A 14,241-nucleotide genomic window follows, 5' to 3' on the forward strand; every position below is an offset into this window, starting at 1 on the left:
TGAGCGAGCCGCCATGCCTTCTGTCCTGATCCTGAATGGTCCAAACCTCAACCTGCTTGGCACACGCCAGCCTGAGGTCTATGGCTCGACAACCTTAGCAGATATCGAAAAGCTCTGCACTGCTGAGGCTGCGCGCCTTGAGCTAGAAATCGCCTTTGAACAATCCAACCACGAAGGCGCGTTGATTGATCTGATCCACGCCGCCCGCGGCACCCATGCTGGGATCATTTTGAACGCCGGCGCCTATACGCATACCTCAATCGCATTGATGGACGCCATCGCCTCCGTCGAGTTGCCATTGGTCGAAGTGCATCTGAGCAATATCCACGCCCGTGAAAGCTTCCGCCATACGTCCTACATTGCGCCAGTCGCTTTAGGGCAAATCTGCGGCTTCGGGGCGCAAGGCTATGTCTTGGCGCTTCAGGCACTTAAAGGACATCTTGTAACCTGATGGAAATGCGCGACTATTTTCATCGTATCGCGCGTAGCACGACAATCGATACCCTATGGCAAGCCCATGTTACGCAGATGCGCAACTTCGGCTTTGACCGGCTGATCTATGGCTTTACCCGTTACATGAGCCCGAGTTCTATGGGTGATCCGGCCGATTTTGTCATCCTGAGCAACCATGACCGCGCCTATCTCGACAAGTTCTTTACCGGCGGGCTCTATCAATATGCACCGATGGTTCGCTGGGCGCTCTCCAACGAAGGCGCTTGTAGCTGGAGCACCGTGTATCAGACCCCTCCGCAGAACGAGGCCGAGAAACGGGTGATGGAGTTCAATCTCGATATGGGCGTCACGGCGGGTTATACGCTGAGTTTTAAGACCACGTCAGCGCGTTCGAAGGGGGCCATTGCCCTGACTGCCAAACGAGGCACCTCGCAGGAGGACGTAGACGCGCTTTGGGCGCTGCACGGGGCTGACATCCAATTGATGAACGAGATGGCGCATCTCAAGATCATGTCCCTGCCCCATCATAACCCAGCCCGGAGCCTTACGCGGCGACAGCGCGAAGCGCTGGAATGGGTCGGCGACGGTAAGACAACGCGAGATATTGCGCTTCTGATGGGCCTTACCCCGGCGACGGTGGAAAAACACCTGCGTTTGGCGCGCGAAGCGTTGTCTGTGGAGACCACCGCACAGGCTGTTTTGAAAGCTGCGTTTTCCAATCAGATCTTCATGGTGGAAACATGACAACCTGAGGTATGGAATACCCTACTCGATACCCGCTTTGCGATAATACATGATCATTTCAGCCCCGCTGGTTGTAAGCCAGTAGGCAACGGCTCTTGACCCCTTGCAATACCAAGGCTCTCTTCGGGTCGCCGGTCTCAGCCAGGTTTATTCTTCACCTGGCTGACCGGGTCTCGGGCTCCGGCTCATTCCCTCCAAGGAACGAAAAAAGGCGGCGCACCCCGGTGCACCGCCTTCTTCCAATACTACGCAGCTTGGCTTAGCCTTTAGCGGCTTTGGCCACTTCAGCTGCGAAGTCTTCTTTGACAACTTCGATGCCTTCGCCAACTTCGAGGCGCACGAAGCCAGTGATGGTCGCACCTGCTTCTTCGGCAGCTTTGCCGACGGTCAGGTCAGGGTTCACTACGAAGGATTGATTCAGCAGTGTCACTTCGGACATGTACTTCTGCATCCGGCCGGTGATCATCTTTTCGATCACGGCTTCGGGCTTGCCGCTCTCACGGGCGATGTCCATCTGGACCTGCTTTTCTTTTTCGACAACCGCCGGGTCCAGATCTGCTTCAGAGAGCGACGCTGGGTTCACAGCTGCGATGTGCATTGCAACCTGCTTGCCAAAGGCTTCGTCGCCGCCGTTCATGGCAACCAGAACGCCGATCTTGCCCATGCCGGGTGCGGCCGCGTTGTGCACGTAGGAGACTACGGTCTCGCCATCAATGCTCTTCATGCGACGCAGGGACATGTTTTCGCCGATCTTGGCGATGGCATCGGTGATGGTGGTCTCAACGGTCTTGCCGTTGATCTCAGCCGCTTTCAGCGCTTCGACATCGTCTGTCTTCAGAGCTGCGTCGGCGATGTTGCTGACCATCGACTGGAATTCAGCGTTTTTGCCAACGAAGTCGGTTTCGGAGTTCACTTCGACCGCGACACCGTGACCGTCTTCGACCTTAACGGCCACAAGACCTTCGGCTGCTGTACGGCCGGATTTCTTGGCCGCTTTGGCCAGACCCTTGGTGCGCAGCCAGTCAACGGCGGCTTCCATGTCGCCGTCTGTTTCTGTCAGTGCCTTCTTGGCGTCCATCATGCCCGCGCCGGTGCTGTCGCGCAGTTCCTTGACCATGGATGCTGTGATTGCCATCTCTTGGTTCTCCTTTGGAAATCGGGGGCAGGCCCAAGGCCCGCAACTAGTGGAAATCGGGGCAGGCTACCCTGCCCCGTGTTTCAGATCCGTGACGCTCAGCCTTCGGCTTTTGCGACGGTCTCTTTCTTGGATTCGATGTCCAGCGGCGCGTCTTTGCCCATGGCATCGTCGTGCACAGTCTCTTCGGAAGCATTGCCGATTTCGACGCCGGTGCTCTCTTCGCTTACGGCTTCTTCTTCCGGAGCTTCTTCCATCGCGCCAAGGTCAACGCCTGCCGCACCCAACTGGGCAGACATGCCGTCGAGCGCTGCGCGAGCGGCCAGATCGCAGTAAAGAGCGATGGCACGTGCGGCGTCGTCGTTGCCTGGGATGATGTAGTCAATGCCGTCGGGCGAGCAGTTGGTGTCAACCACAGCAACAACCGGGATGCCCAGCTTGTTCGCTTCGGCAACGGCCAGCGCTTCTTTTTTCACGTCGATGACGAAGAGGAGGTCAGGACGACCGCCCATTTCGCGGATGCCGCCCAAGGACGCTTCCAGTTTGAACTGGTCACGCTCCATGCCAAGACGCTCTTTCTTGGTCAGACCTTCAAAGCCGCGCTCGGACTGCTCGTCGATGTTTTTCAGACGGTTGATCGACTGCGAAACGGTCTGCCAGTTGGTCAGCGTGCCGCCGAGCCAACGGTGGTTCATGTAATACTGTGCGCATTTCTCTGCGGCTTCGGCGATCGGCTGGGCAGCCTGACGCTTGGTGCCAACGAAGAGAACGCTGCCGCCTTTGGCGACGGTGTCACGGATAACTTTCAGCGCATCGTCCAGCATGGGGACGGTCTGCGTGAGGTCCATGATGTGGATGCCGTTGCGTGCGCCGTAGATGTACGGTCCCATGCGGGGGTTCCAGCGCTGTGTCTGGTGACCAAAGTGTACGCCTGCTTCAAGCAGTTGGCGCATGGAGAACTCAGGAAGAGCCATGTCTTTATACCTTTCCGGTTTAGCCTCATCGGGGGTATGACAGCGACATGCTGCCAACCGGCGGACGTTTTGGGATTTCTCCCCAAAAGGCCCAACCCCGACTGCGGGTTCAAGTGGGGCGCATATATGCCAGCCCGCGCCGCAGCGCAAGGGCTTATTGCGGTTTGAGAGGCGCGCCGCTATGCCCTGCCCGCACCTGCGCTTCACAGGCCCGCGCGAGGTCTTTACGTCCGGCGAAGTCGGCCACCGGCAACGGCGCGTGATAAATCACCTCCACCGCGCCCTGACGCGGAGCGGCCAAGGTGGTCAACAGATGTGAGCCAAAGGACATATCGCCCCACCAGCCATAGAAGCGTGGATCAGCACCTGCCGGCGGATGGTAGATAACACTAACCGGTTGCACCGCGATCTGGTCGCGCAGCGCAGGATCAAAGAATGCCTCAAAAAGCGTTGTTTTAAACGTAAGAACTTGCAGCCCGTCGGTGCTGGTGCCTTCGGGGAAGAACAACAGCTTATGCCCCGCCATGAGGCGCGTGCGGAAGATATCCGTCTGATTGCGCGCTTCGGCCCGGTCGCGGCGGATAAAGACGGTGCCCGTGGCCCGCGCGAGCCAGCCAATGCCCGGCCAACCGGCTACCTCGGACTTCGAGACAAAGTAGATGCGTTTGGCCGCGTTCAGCGCAAAGATATCGAGCCAAGACGTATGGTTGGCCACAACCGCCCCGCGCCCCTCCATCGGAGCGCCGCGCTGGATAAAGCGCATCCCAAGCAGGCGAAAGGCCGTTCGGCAGACAAACTGCGTAATAAAGGGTGTGACAGGCCGCTGCACGCCGTAGAGCGGTTGCTCTATAAGTCGCAGCAACAACAGGATCAGCAAGCCGCCGAACACCAAAACTGCCAGCGCAAGCCCGCGCAGCAGCAGGAGCAACAGCCCTAGCGGCGTCAGCCGAAATCGCGGCGGGGGTTGGTCGCTGTCCCAAGTCGTGGTCACAGAGCCCCCCCGCCATAAATGCGCACGCCGCGCGGGCTCATCTGCTGGGTATCAAGGATCAGGCAAACGTCGGTGGTGTTAAAGGCGTGATCCACAAAAGCCCCCTCGCCCACGCTGCCGCCGAGCCGCAGATAGGCCTTGATCAGGCTCGGCATCGCCAACATCGCCGCGCGGCGGTCAAGATCAGCCTCGGGGATCAGGTCCATTGACTGGAAAGCCTTGGCCCGCACCCGCAACTCAGGCGCCGCCAGATGCCGGTGGTGCAAGAGCGATAAGGGCTGAGCCAGGCTCGCGGGATCGGTCCCACGAAAGCTTGCCACGCCAAATAGCACTTCGATCTCATGCTCCGCCACATATTGCGCGAGCGCGCCCCACAGATGGTGCATTGCAGCCCCCCCGCGATAGGCGGGGTCGAGGCAGGAGCGGCCCAACTCCAGCAAGCGACGGCCCGAATTGAGCAACGGCGAGAGGTCGTATTCCTCAGCCGAATAGAACCCCCCTGCCCGCGCCGCCATATCGCTTCGCATAACCCGGTAGACGCCGGCAAGCTTCCCGTTGCGCTGGTCCATCAACAGCAAATGGTCGAAGTAGGGATCAAAGCGGTCTTGCTCCAGCCGCGCCGCATGATCGACCATCGCGCCGCTGCCGCCCAGTTCTTCCACAAAAACCTCATAGCGCAGCCGCTGCGCCGCCTGCACATCGGCCTCGGTCTGGGCCAGTCTGACCTGAAAATCTGCTGCAACGCCGCGCGGCATCGGCCAATCCTGTGCCTATGGAGTGTTCCCCGCCTGATAGGCAATCGGCCCGGTCAGCGCAACACTTGCCAAATGCGGCGCCGTTAGGTTACTCTCTTATAGGTTGTGTTAAGAAAAACCTTTTCCATCGTTAAGGATTTGAAAAGGATCATTCGTCATCAAAGACCGGCATTAACGCCAAACGAAAGCTGTCTATGACCACTTTACCATGGTCGCGAAAGTTGACCGTCACCTTACCGCCGATATTGCTCTGCACCTGCCCGGTGCCCCAATCGGGCCGTTCAGGATGCTCCACCAGCATGCCGGGGGTCAGCAGCGCGTTCAGATCTTCCATAGTCATTCCTGTCACATCGAGGGGCCATCATGGGCAAACATAACATCGATCTGCCTGCTCTCATCGGCAGCCGCATCTGCCATGACCTGATATCCCCGATTGGGGCCATCAACAACGGGCTGGAACTGCTGAATATGTCCGGCAGCGGGGCCGCGCCGGGGCCGGAGCTTGAACTGATCGGCCAAAGCGTTGAGAGCGCCTCGGCTCGGGTGCGTTTCTTCCGCATCGCCTTTGGTGCCGCGGGCGAGCAGACCATGGGACAGGTCGAAATCTCCGCCATCCTGCGTGACCTTTTTGCCGGAACACGGTTCGACATCGAATGGAACATCGAAGCGCCACAGACCCGCAATTGCGTGCGCATGGTCTTCCTCGCGCTGCTATGTATCGAGACCGCTTTGCATCATGGCGGTCACATCATCATTACCGAACAAGGGAACACCTTCCGCCTGCAGGCCACCGCAGACAAGATTGCCATCGACCCAGCCCTTTGGGACCTGATGAGCGATCCCGATCACGAGACGATGCTTCAGCCCGCGCAGGTGCAATTTGCACTGCTGCCACTGATCGCAGCCGAAAGCGGGCGGCGCGTGACAATGGAAACGTCGGACACCGAATTGACGGTCCGGTTCTAACGCTTAACCGCGCACCGTCCCGTCACCGCGCACGATATATTTGAAGCTCGTTAACTGCGCCGCCCCCACCGGGCCGCGGGCGTGCAGCTTACCCGTAGCAATGCCAATCTCCGCGCCCATGCCAAACTCACCACCATCTGCAAATTGAGTGGACGCGTTGTGCATCAGGATCGCCGAATCCAACCCATTCAAAAATTGCGCAGCGGTCTGAGGGTTCTCGGTCAGAATACAGTCCGTATGACCCGAACCATATTGCCGGATATGATCCATTGCGGCTTCCACACCGCTCACACTGCGCGCGGCGACGATCATGTCGAGGTATTCGCGACCCCAATCGTCTTCTTGCGCAGCCTGTGTTCCCGGGATCGCCTGAAGCGTCTTGTCGGCCCGCACCTCAACGCCCGCGTCAATCAGAGCGCGGATCACCCCTTGGCCGATGGTTGCTGCAGCTTTCTCGTGGATCAGGAGGCATTCCGCAGCGCCGCAGATACCTGTGCGGCGGGTCTTGGCGTTCAGCACGACCTTCAGCGCCTTCTCCGGGTCAGCCTCAGCGTCAATATAGATATGAACAATACCTTCGAGATGGGCAAAGACCGGGACCCGCGCCTCTTTCTGCACCAGCCCGACCAACCCTTTGCCGCCCCGCGGCACGATGACGTCGATGGTATCGGTCATGGTTAGCATTTCGCGCACCGCCGCCCGGTCCCGCGTCGGCACCAGTTGCACCGCATCTTCGGGCAGCCCCGCATCGCGCAGCCCTTTCTGCAAACAGACGTGAATCGCGCGGGATGAATGAAATCCCTCGGACCCGCCCCGCAGGATCACTGCATTGCCCGCCTTCAAACAAAGCGCACCTGCGTCCGCTGTCACGTTGGGGCGCGATTCATAGATCACGCCGATAACGCCGAGGGGCGTCCGCACGCGTTGAATGTTCAGTCCGGACGGCTGGTCCCAATCCGCAATGACCTCGCCCACCGGATCGGCCTGCTCGGCCACAGACCGCAGCCCGTCGACCATGCCTCGGATACGGTCTTCGTCTAGCATGAGACGGTCCATCATCGAGTCCGACAGGCCTTTCTCGCGGCCAAATTCCATGTCTTTGGCATTCGCCTCAATAATCGCACTGCGGTTTTTCCAAACCGCTTCAGCTGCGCTGATGAGAGCTGCGTGTTTGCGTTCGGCGCTGGCATTCGCCAGTTCCACCGCGGCTGCCCGCGCGCGAGCGCCAATATCGGCCATTAGCTCGGGAATGTTTTCGTTATCATTCATCAGCTTACAGTCCTATTCTAAAGTATCGGCTTAAAGCGCCATGTCGTCACGGTGAATGAGCGCCGCGCGTCCCGGATAGCCAAGCACTGCCTCGATCTCGGCGCTCTTGCGGCCCTTGATCTCGGCCACCTCGCCTGCGGAGTAGCGGCTCAGCCCATAGCCCACCACATGGCCGGCCAAATCTTGCATTGCAATGCTGTCACCGCGTTCAAAGCCGCCACCTACAGCCGTAATCCCCGCCGGAAGCAGCGACTTCCCGCGTTGCAGCGCTGCCACCGCGCCGGCGTCCAAGGTAACAGTGCCGCGCGGCTTCATGGCTGCGATCCAGCGTTTGCGCGCAGTTTGCGGATCGCTCTGGGCCGTGAACCAAGTGGCATTTGCCCCGTTTTCAAGCGCCGTCAATGGGCGCAGGACAAAGCCATCGGTGATCGCCATGGCACAGCCCGCCGCGGTCGCCGTGCGCGCGGCCATGAGTTTGGTTTTCATCCCGCCTTTTGACAGGCCTGACCCGGCGTCCCCAGCCATGGCTTCGATCTCAGGTGTGATCACATCAATCTGATCATAGCGCTTTGCAGTAGGGTCCTGCGCGGGGTTCGCGCTGTAGAACCCGTCAACGTCCGAGAGCAGGATTAACTGATCGGCACCCACCGTCACGGCGATCTGCGCCGCCAGACGGTCATTGTCACCGAAGCGGATCTCGTCCGTGGCGACGGTGTCGTTCTCATTCACAATCGGCACCACGCCGAGCGACAAAAGCTGTTCCAAGGTCGCACGGCTGTTCAGGTAGCGGCGGCGGTTGGCGCTGTCTTCGAGCGTCACCAGCACCTGCGCTGTAGTGATGTCATGGGGGGCCAGCACTTCTTCATAGGCGCGTGCGAGGCGGATTTGCCCAACGGCAGCAGCGGCCTGTGCCTGTTCCAGCGCCAGTACGGTTGTGGGCAGCCCCAAGACGCCACGGCCCAGAGCGATGGAGCCGGAAGACACCAGCACGGCATCGCAGCCCTGCCCCTTTAGCCATGCGACATCCTGCGCCAACCCGTCCAGCCAGTCGCGCCGCAATGCGCCGCTATTTCGGTCCACCAGAAGGGCAGAACCGATCTTGATGACGACGCGGCGGGCGGTGCTTAGGGCTGCCAAGGCTCTTCTTCCTCGGTGCTGCGGAACCGCAGGCGGTCATCGTCGATGTTTTGACGCAGGGTACGGAGGACTTCGGTAACGCCTTCACCGGCCACGCCGGACATCATCATGACAGGCCCACCACAGGCTTTTTCCAAGTCTTCCAAACGGCTTGCGCGTTCTTCGTCATCCAATGCATCAACTTTGTTGAGCACCGTCACACGCGGCTTCTCAGCCAGGTCGCCGCCATAGGCCTCCAACTCGGTGATGATCGTGCGGTAGTCCTCGGCGACCGTTTCGGAGGTGCCGTCGATCAGATGCAACAGCACCGCGCAGCGCTCCACGTGACCGAGGAAGAGATCCCCCAAGCCGCGCCCTTCGGAAGCGCCTTCGATAAGGCCGGGAATGTCGGCCACAACAAATTCAGTGTTATCCACGCCCACGACGCCAAGGTTCGGGTGCAAGGTGGTAAATGGATAGTCTGCGACCTTTGGCCGGGCGTTTGAGGTCGCCGCCAAGAAGGTGGATTTACCCGCATTTGGCAGGCCTAACAGCCCCACATCCGCGATCAGCTTCAACCGCAGCCAGAGCGTGCGTTCGACGCCCTCTTGCCCCGGATTGGAGCGGCGTGGCGCTTGGTTGGTGGAGGATTTGAAATGCAGGTTGCCCCAGCCGCCATTGCCGCCGCGGGCCAATTGGACGCGCTGGCCGAGTTCAGTCAGATCGGCAATTACCGTTTCCTGATCTTCGTCTAAAATCTCGGTGCCGACAGGCACGCGCAGAATGATGTCGTCGCCGTCCTTACCGGTGCGCTGTTTGCCCATGCCGGGCTGGCCGTTCTTGGCGAAAAAGTGCTGTTGATAGCGAAAGTCGATCAGCGTGTTCAGCCCGTCAACCGCCTCGGCCCAGACAGAACCACCGGTGCCGCCGTCGCCGCCGTCAGGCCCGCCATATTCGATGTATTTCTCGCGGCGGAACGACACGCAGCCGCCACCCCCGGCGCCGGAGCGGATATAGACTTTGCACAGGTCGAGAAACTTCATGGTCTTGCCTTTCAGGCGCGGGGTGCGGTCCTACAGCTTGCGGCTATAGGTCCATGTGGGTACGGCAGCATCGCGGGCCAAGCAATAGGTTTCCGCGTCACCGAGATAGACAAAACCCGCATTGGTCAGCACTTTGGCCGAGGCCGGGTTGTCGTGGAATACAGAGGCAAAGAGCGCGTCATTGCCCAGAGGGTTAGCATCGACCAGCGCTTGAACGGCGTCTGAGGCCAGATGGGTGTTCCAGAAGGCAGGTGCGACCCAATAGCCGACCTCTGACTGGTTGCGATCAAGCCGGGTTAGGGAAATGACCCCCATGACTTCGGAACTATCCGCGCGGGTGCCGTCCATAACCCAGACGTCCTCTTCACGGTCGTCCGACATCGCACGACTGATATAGGCCTCGACACTGCCGGGGGGCAGCGGGTGCGGGATCGACGAGGTCGCTTTGGCAACGCGCGGGTCGCTCGCGTACATCTCAATCAGACCAAGGTCAGACCGGCGCACTGGGCGCAAATCAAAACGCTCGGTCTCGATCACGGGTTGGTTCACGATGGGTTCCATCTGCATCGTCATGTTCCTCCTCCGAACAGACCGAATGAGGGGCCGGCAGCCATAATGGCCACCCCTGCCCCGATCAGGCGAACACGCCGCACAACTGCAGCATGACATTCGGCATAAACCTCCCTGCCGAACGTAACGAATTCGCAAAATCCAAGCGGCAAAAGACCGATACGGTCAAAGTCGCTGGTGGGCCAAAATGGCCCGTTACTTGATGTTAAATACATGGGAATGTTCCCGGAAAAAGAAAAGGGACCGGCGGTATCGCCGATCCCTGAATTTTTTCAAACCATCTAGGGTACGGCTTATTCAGCGGCCTCCGCGCGTGGCAGAACCGAAATAAACGTGCGGTTTTTCAGACCCTTGTGGAAGGTCACAGCGCCGTCAACGGTTGCAAAGATCGTGTGATCCTTGCCCATGCCAACGCCTGCGGCTGGCCAAAACTTGGTGCCGCGCTGACGCACGATGATGTTGCCAGGAATAACGGCTTCGCCGCCATATTTCTTAACGCCAAGGCGACGACCAGCTGAGTCGCGCCCGTTACGGGATGAACCGCCTGCTTTTTTATGTGCCATCTCGGTCTCTCCTTAGCCTTTGGTCTTTTCTTTGGCCTGATCGACCCAGCCTTCACGCTGGATACGGCCTTTGAAAGACAGTTTCTCGTCAACTTCAGCGATATCCGCTTCGGTCCATGCTGCGATCTGGGCAAAGGAGGTGATCCCCGCTTCGTGCAGCTTCTTCTCAAGGGCCGGGCCTACGCCGCTCAGCGCCTTCAGATCGTCCGCGCCGGCTTCCGACATTTTGTCGGCTTTTTCGGCTTTCGGCGCAGCCTTGGTGGCTTTTGCCTTTTTGGCTTTCTTGATCTGCGCGGCGTCATCGGTCTTGCCGGTGATCGCGGCCACAGCGGCGGCGCTCACGGAACCGGTGCCAACAGCAGCAGACACGCCCGACTTCTCTGCGCCGGAGGCGAGGATGTCGGTGATCTTGACCAGCGTCAGTTTCTGACGGTGACCCTTGGTACGCTTGGAAGAGTGCTTCCGGCGACGCTTGACGAAGTTGATAACCTTTTCGCCTTTGATCTGGTCAACGACTTCGGCCTGAACGCCTGCATCTTTAACCATAGGCGCGCCGAGAACGGGCTTGTCGCCGCCCAGCATCAGCACTTCGTTGAACTGGACTGTTTCGCCAGCATTGGCCGCAATACGTTCAACCCGCAGCATATCGCCGGATTGGACTTTGTATTGCTTGCCGCCTGTCTTGATGACCGCAAACATGCGTCTTCCTTTTCTGTCATCCGCGTTCTGTGGCCCCCGCTTGGGAGTTTGTGGATGGGCTTTCCGGCCGATCCGCCTCGAACAGCGCGCCCATATGGGCGTCATTAAAAACATTCCCGAAAACGGATAGACCGCCGGGATGCGGGCTTATGTGCGGATTACAGGCTCAAGTCAAGCAGGTTTTCGACGCAGCACGCACCTCTTTGCCTAGAGCTCTTCAGCGGTCATGTTCAACGCCACGGCACGCCCCAAAGCGTAGGAGATATCCTCGTAAGCGCGGCCAAATCCGTCAAAGAGCGCTTGGTTCAACGCCCGTCCCGCCTCGGTTTCGGCGAAATCGGCGTAGCGCGCAAGCTCCGCTTCCTCCAGCGGATGGTAGGCCAGCAGCATATAGGCATAGACCCACGCCGTCGTATCCTCTGTCACCGCGTCAACGTCAGTGCCGACGTCAGCCAACAGGTCTTCCTCACTATCACTCAGCGCACCGCCGTCCAGCAGTCCCCGCAGGAACTGGAAGTTGCTGTTCAACGCCGTTGTTACATTCCGGTCAATCATGTCAGCAGCGTCAACCAAACGGGTGATCTGGGCCAGACGCGGATCGTCGCTGCCTTCGATCTCCGCGAACCGGGCACGCGCCGCATCTTCGACTTCGGCATCTGAGATCGCAGCGCGTGCAGCGTTCTCAAGCTCAATCACCCGGCCCCCAAGGTCTGACGAATAAAACCCAATCGCAGCCTCAAGATCGGCGCTCTCCAACCGCTCCTCCATCGCCTGTCGGACCATCTCCACCATACGTTCGCTGTCATAGATCGTGTCGACCTGCATCTGCCAGCCCGGGCCGCCCTGCCCGCCCAGCATGTCCTGATTCAACGTGCCAGCATGTATCTGCCCCTCATCCCGCAGGATCGCGGCAGCTTCACGCAGTTCCATCAGATCAACGAGCACGGTCATCCGTGCGTCAGCCCAAGCGGGCAAAGCCAGCAACCAGAGCAGCGGGGCGATGAGAACCGCGCGCATCATAGATCTTGGCTCGGCTGCATGGCCGAAAGACGTGTTGCCACCGTCTCAAACCGGTTGGCCATAATCTCATATTGAACGGCGTTCATCAGCGTATAGACCTCCTGCATCGTCGGGTGTTCGAGTGCCTCGGCATAGGCTTCAAGCTCCGCATCCGAAAAGGCCTGATAGGTATAGGCCGCGGTCGCGAGCGCATTGGCTGCGATCTGCTCGCCCAACTGCTCAGCCTGTGCGGCCATCGCGGCACGCAGGTCGGGCTCTTCCATTTGCAGCTCAATCACCCCCGCGGCGGAAGCAGCCAGCAGGAAACGGATTTGCACCTCCTGGATCGCCCGAACCGAGATACCTTCTACATCGCTGGCGACGTTCAGACGTTGCAGCGTGTCAACGCGGGACGGGTTAATACGCTGCAATCCCGCGATGATCTCGGCCCCGCTTTCGGACTTCAGACCATCATCCTCAACCATATGCGCCTTATTCTCCACAGCGACCAACCGCTGCCCCAGATCAGACGCATAAAAGCCAGCCGCATGGTCCAACTGATCGTCGCTCAGGGTCTCGCCCAAGATGTCCAGCGCCATGTCATGCATGAGATCGGTGTCAAAAACTTCGCCCACCAAGCGCGACCACTCCGAGCCGAAGTCATCAGCCTCAAGCCCAAGCATCTCTGGCGCAGAATCGGCAGATAGCTGAATGCTCTCAAGCGCGACGTCAAAACCCGTAACCTCCAAAAACCGCTCCAATGCCCCCCGTTCGGCAGCTTGAGCAGTCGCTGTGAAGGTCAGCAGAAGAGCAATCATCAGCGTCAAAGACGTGGCAAAGGGGAGTTTTCTAAGGCGCATGACCTGTCCTTTCGGGATAATCTGCCTATGAACTTAGGCGTTCACCGCAGCGGCGCAATGAAAATTCCGAAAGTTCAGGCAACCGGCAAAACGGCTCTTGCCACTCTGCGGAAAGCCGACTAAACGGGCCACCCAGACCCCCGCGGAGAGGTGCCGGAGTGGTCGAACGGGGCGGTCTCGAAAACCGTTGAGCCTTCACGGGTTCCCAGGGTTCGAATCCCTGTCTCTCCGCCACTATCCCCCTGATAATATTGCTGTGCTTTCATATCTGCCCTTTAGGATTGGTTTAGCGAAGTCTGACCAATCTCGGCGTAGTTTGACGACTTGTTGCTCACCGCTCCGTCGGCTATCTCGGCTTGGCGCCGAGTTATAGCCATTAAGAACAAACACGATTGGCCAAAATCAGAAAGCCCTCCCAAATCCGGCCGGGCTTATGATGACCTCAGTCACTTTGTATTCGTGGCAGAGGTATATAGCGACCAACGTTTCCCTTAGCTGCCTGTTGCAGGAACGAGATACCGGACTACCCTTTGGCGCCCACCTTCGGTTACTAAGGGAGCGCTTGATGGATCTTTCGAACCTCTTGGGAGACACTTCGACAGATCTCACCGCCCTGCAACTCGCTTTGCGCGCTGTCGTGGTTTTTTGCTTTGCAATTGGCCTCTTTCGCCTACTGCCGCGAAAATCATTAGCAAACACCTCGGTAATCGATGTGGTCCTCACGGTGTTGATCGGTTCGAGTTTAAGCCGCGCTTTGACGGGTAATGCCCCCCTGGGGCGGTCATTGTCGGCTGTCTTACGCTTGGTGGCCTTTGGGTAGCTATGGGCTGGCTTGCCATTCACAACGACCTGTTTTCGCGCGTTGTGAAAGGACGCCCGCTAGAGATCATTCGAGGTGGCAAAATCGACGAAGCAGCCTTGCACCGTGCGCAAATGGGGCACCGCGATCTTGAACAAAAGCTCAGAGGACAGGGTTACGCACGGATTGAGGATGTCCCTCGCGCCTATATCGAGCGGAATGGCTCGGTTTCGGTCGTGTCGGAAGACTGAGTACGGGGGTCAATTCGGGCTTCAATAGCCCTATCCCAAAGGCCCCCTTTAGAT

The 14,241-nt window shown here is 59.1% G+C and carries 17 protein-coding genes and 1 tRNA gene; 5 read left to right on the forward strand and 13 right to left on the reverse strand.

Annotated elements, in window-relative coordinates; all coding sequences use genetic code 11:
* The first annotated feature begins 13 nt into the window (after nt 1-13).
* Together aroQ and BLS57_RS09600 are read left to right on the forward strand one after the other, a co-directional pair.
* Nucleotides 14-451 carry a type II 3-dehydroquinate dehydratase gene (aroQ, locus tag BLS57_RS09595; protein WP_093741650.1) on the forward strand — a complete coding sequence of 146 codons (438 nt, stop codon included), beginning with the start codon at nt 14-16 and terminating at the stop codon, nt 449-451.
* Entirely contained in the window at nt 451-1,197 is a 747-nt protein-coding gene (locus tag BLS57_RS09600; RefSeq protein ID WP_093741652.1) for a helix-turn-helix transcriptional regulator, read from the forward strand. The genes aroQ and BLS57_RS09600 overlap by 1 nt, the downstream gene beginning before the upstream one ends.
* A 259-nt stretch (nt 1,198-1,456) precedes the next feature.
* Here the strand turns inward: BLS57_RS09600 and tsf are convergent, their stop codons facing one another.
* The 5 genes from tsf to BLS57_RS09625 all read right to left on the reverse strand — a co-directional run bounded on the left by tsf (nt 1,457) and on the right by BLS57_RS09625 (nt 5,386).
* Nucleotides 1,457-2,332 carry a translation elongation factor Ts gene (gene tsf, locus BLS57_RS09605; RefSeq protein ID WP_093741654.1) on the reverse strand — a complete coding sequence of 292 codons (876 nt, stop codon included), beginning with the start codon at nt 2,330-2,332 and terminating at the stop codon, nt 1,457-1,459.
* Nucleotides 2,333-2,430: 98 nt separating this feature from the next.
* A complete protein-coding gene (gene rpsB, locus BLS57_RS09610) occupies nt 2,431-3,306 on the reverse strand; it encodes a 30S ribosomal protein S2 (protein ID WP_093741656.1) in 876 nt (291 codons plus the stop codon).
* Between the two features lie 154 nt (nt 3,307-3,460).
* Entirely contained in the window at nt 3,461-4,297 is an 837-nt protein-coding gene (olsA, locus tag BLS57_RS09615) for a lyso-ornithine lipid O-acyltransferase (RefSeq protein WP_093741658.1), read from the reverse strand.
* Nucleotides 4,294-5,052, reverse strand: a complete 759-nt coding sequence (gene olsB / locus BLS57_RS09620) for an L-ornithine N(alpha)-acyltransferase (RefSeq protein ID WP_093741660.1) — start codon at nt 5,050-5,052, stop codon at nt 4,294-4,296. Before olsB ends, olsA begins: the two co-directional genes overlap by 4 nt.
* A gap of 148 nt (nt 5,053-5,200) precedes the next feature.
* A complete protein-coding gene (locus BLS57_RS09625; protein ID WP_093741662.1) occupies nt 5,201-5,386 on the reverse strand; it encodes a DUF3553 domain-containing protein in 186 nt (61 codons plus the stop codon).
* Between the two features lie 29 nt (nt 5,387-5,415).
* On the opposite strand from BLS57_RS09625, the gene BLS57_RS09630 reads away from it, so the two are divergent.
* The gene (locus BLS57_RS09630) at nt 5,416-6,018 is read left to right on the forward strand and encodes a histidine phosphotransferase family protein (protein WP_093741664.1); all 603 of its coding nucleotides are present in this window, start codon (nt 5,416-5,418) and stop codon (nt 6,016-6,018) included.
* A gap of 3 nt (nt 6,019-6,021) precedes the next feature.
* Here the strand turns inward: BLS57_RS09630 and BLS57_RS09635 are convergent, their stop codons facing one another.
* The 8 genes from BLS57_RS09635 to BLS57_RS09670 all read right to left on the reverse strand — a co-directional run bounded on the left by BLS57_RS09635 (nt 6,022) and on the right by BLS57_RS09670 (nt 13,137).
* On the reverse strand, nt 6,022-7,287 hold the full coding sequence (locus tag BLS57_RS09635; protein ID WP_093741666.1) for a glutamate-5-semialdehyde dehydrogenase: 1,266 nt from the start codon (nt 7,285-7,287) through the stop codon (nt 6,022-6,024).
* 30 nt (nt 7,288-7,317) lie between these two features.
* Nucleotides 7,318-8,424: a glutamate 5-kinase gene (gene proB / locus BLS57_RS09640; protein WP_093741668.1), complete on the reverse strand. Its 1,107-nt coding sequence runs from the start codon at nt 8,422-8,424 to the stop codon at nt 7,318-7,320.
* Nucleotides 8,412-9,446: a GTPase ObgE gene (gene obgE / locus BLS57_RS09645; RefSeq protein ID WP_093741670.1), complete on the reverse strand. Its 1,035-nt coding sequence runs from the start codon at nt 9,444-9,446 to the stop codon at nt 8,412-8,414. Before obgE ends, proB begins: the two co-directional genes overlap by 13 nt.
* A 30-nt stretch (nt 9,447-9,476) precedes the next feature.
* Nucleotides 9,477-10,013, reverse strand: coding sequence for a GNAT family N-acetyltransferase (locus BLS57_RS09650; RefSeq protein ID WP_093741922.1), 537 nt, complete (start codon nt 10,011-10,013; stop codon nt 9,477-9,479).
* Between the two features lie 296 nt (nt 10,014-10,309).
* The gene (rpmA, locus tag BLS57_RS09655) at nt 10,310-10,579 is read right to left on the reverse strand and encodes a 50S ribosomal protein L27 (protein ID WP_067295692.1); all 270 of its coding nucleotides are present in this window, start codon (nt 10,577-10,579) and stop codon (nt 10,310-10,312) included.
* Nucleotides 10,580-10,591: 12 nt separating this feature from the next.
* Nucleotides 10,592-11,278 (reverse strand): 50S ribosomal protein L21, encoded by a 687-nt coding sequence (locus BLS57_RS09660; RefSeq protein WP_093741673.1) that lies wholly within the window; start codon nt 11,276-11,278, stop codon nt 10,592-10,594.
* A gap of 207 nt (nt 11,279-11,485) precedes the next feature.
* On the reverse strand, nt 11,486-12,298 hold the full coding sequence (locus tag BLS57_RS09665; protein ID WP_244153643.1) for a DUF2059 domain-containing protein: 813 nt from the start codon (nt 12,296-12,298) through the stop codon (nt 11,486-11,488).
* Nucleotides 12,295-13,137: a DUF2059 domain-containing protein gene (locus BLS57_RS09670; protein ID WP_167356399.1), complete on the reverse strand. Its 843-nt coding sequence runs from the start codon at nt 13,135-13,137 to the stop codon at nt 12,295-12,297. The genes BLS57_RS09665 and BLS57_RS09670 overlap by 4 nt, the downstream gene beginning before the upstream one ends.
* 144 nt (nt 13,138-13,281) lie before the next feature.
* Here BLS57_RS09670 and BLS57_RS09675 point away from each other — a divergent pair.
* Together BLS57_RS09675 and BLS57_RS19940 are read left to right on the forward strand one after the other, a co-directional pair.
* Nucleotides 13,282-13,371 (forward strand) — tRNA-Ser (locus tag BLS57_RS09675).
* Between the two features lie 588 nt (nt 13,372-13,959).
* Nucleotides 13,960-14,187 carry a YetF domain-containing protein gene (locus tag BLS57_RS19940; RefSeq protein ID WP_244153644.1) on the forward strand — a complete coding sequence of 76 codons (228 nt, stop codon included), beginning with the start codon at nt 13,960-13,962 and terminating at the stop codon, nt 14,185-14,187.
* Nucleotides 14,188-14,241: the final 54 nt, after the last annotated feature.

It is taken from the genome of Sulfitobacter delicatus, assembly GCF_900102535.1.
GTDB lineage: Bacteria > Pseudomonadota > Alphaproteobacteria > Rhodobacterales > Rhodobacteraceae > Sulfitobacter > Sulfitobacter delicatus.

Excerpts from the sequence above, each read along its gene's own strand:
- BLS57_RS19940 (WP_244153644.1), top strand. The coding sequence starts at position 13,960 with ATGGGCTGGCTTGCCATTCACAACGACCTGTTTTCGCGCGTTGTGAAA.
- BLS57_RS09665 (WP_244153643.1), bottom strand. The coding sequence starts at position 12,298 with ATGATGCGCGCGGTTCTCATCGCCCCGCTGCTCTGGTTGCTGGCTTTG.
- rpmA (WP_067295692.1), bottom strand. The coding sequence starts at position 10,579 with ATGGCACATAAAAAAGCAGGCGGTTCATCCCGTAACGGGCGCGACTCA.
- BLS57_RS09630 (WP_093741664.1), top strand. The coding sequence starts at position 5,416 with ATGGGCAAACATAACATCGATCTGCCTGCTCTCATCGGCAGCCGCATC.
- olsB (WP_093741660.1), bottom strand. The coding sequence starts at position 5,052 with ATGCCGCGCGGCGTTGCAGCAGATTTTCAGGTCAGACTGGCCCAGACC.
- rpsB (WP_093741656.1), bottom strand. The coding sequence starts at position 3,306 with ATGGCTCTTCCTGAGTTCTCCATGCGCCAACTGCTTGAAGCAGGCGTA.
- BLS57_RS09635 (WP_093741666.1), bottom strand. The coding sequence starts at position 7,287 with ATGAATGATAACGAAAACATTCCCGAGCTAATGGCCGATATTGGCGCT.
- BLS57_RS09625 (WP_093741662.1), bottom strand. The coding sequence starts at position 5,386 with ATGGAAGATCTGAACGCGCTGCTGACCCCCGGCATGCTGGTGGAGCAT.
- BLS57_RS09650 (WP_093741922.1), bottom strand. The coding sequence starts at position 10,013 with ATGCAGATGGAACCCATCGTGAACCAACCCGTGATCGAGACCGAGCGT.
- BLS57_RS09670 (WP_167356399.1), bottom strand. The coding sequence starts at position 13,137 with ATGCGCCTTAGAAAACTCCCCTTTGCCACGTCTTTGACGCTGATGATT.
- aroQ (WP_093741650.1), top strand. The coding sequence starts at position 14 with ATGCCTTCTGTCCTGATCCTGAATGGTCCAAACCTCAACCTGCTTGGC.
- tsf (WP_093741654.1), bottom strand. The coding sequence starts at position 2,332 with ATGGCAATCACAGCATCCATGGTCAAGGAACTGCGCGACAGCACCGGC.
- BLS57_RS09660 (WP_093741673.1), bottom strand. The coding sequence starts at position 11,278 with ATGTTTGCGGTCATCAAGACAGGCGGCAAGCAATACAAAGTCCAATCC.
- obgE (WP_093741670.1), bottom strand. The coding sequence starts at position 9,446 with ATGAAGTTTCTCGACCTGTGCAAAGTCTATATCCGCTCCGGCGCCGGG.
- BLS57_RS09600 (WP_093741652.1), top strand. The coding sequence starts at position 451 with ATGGAAATGCGCGACTATTTTCATCGTATCGCGCGTAGCACGACAATC.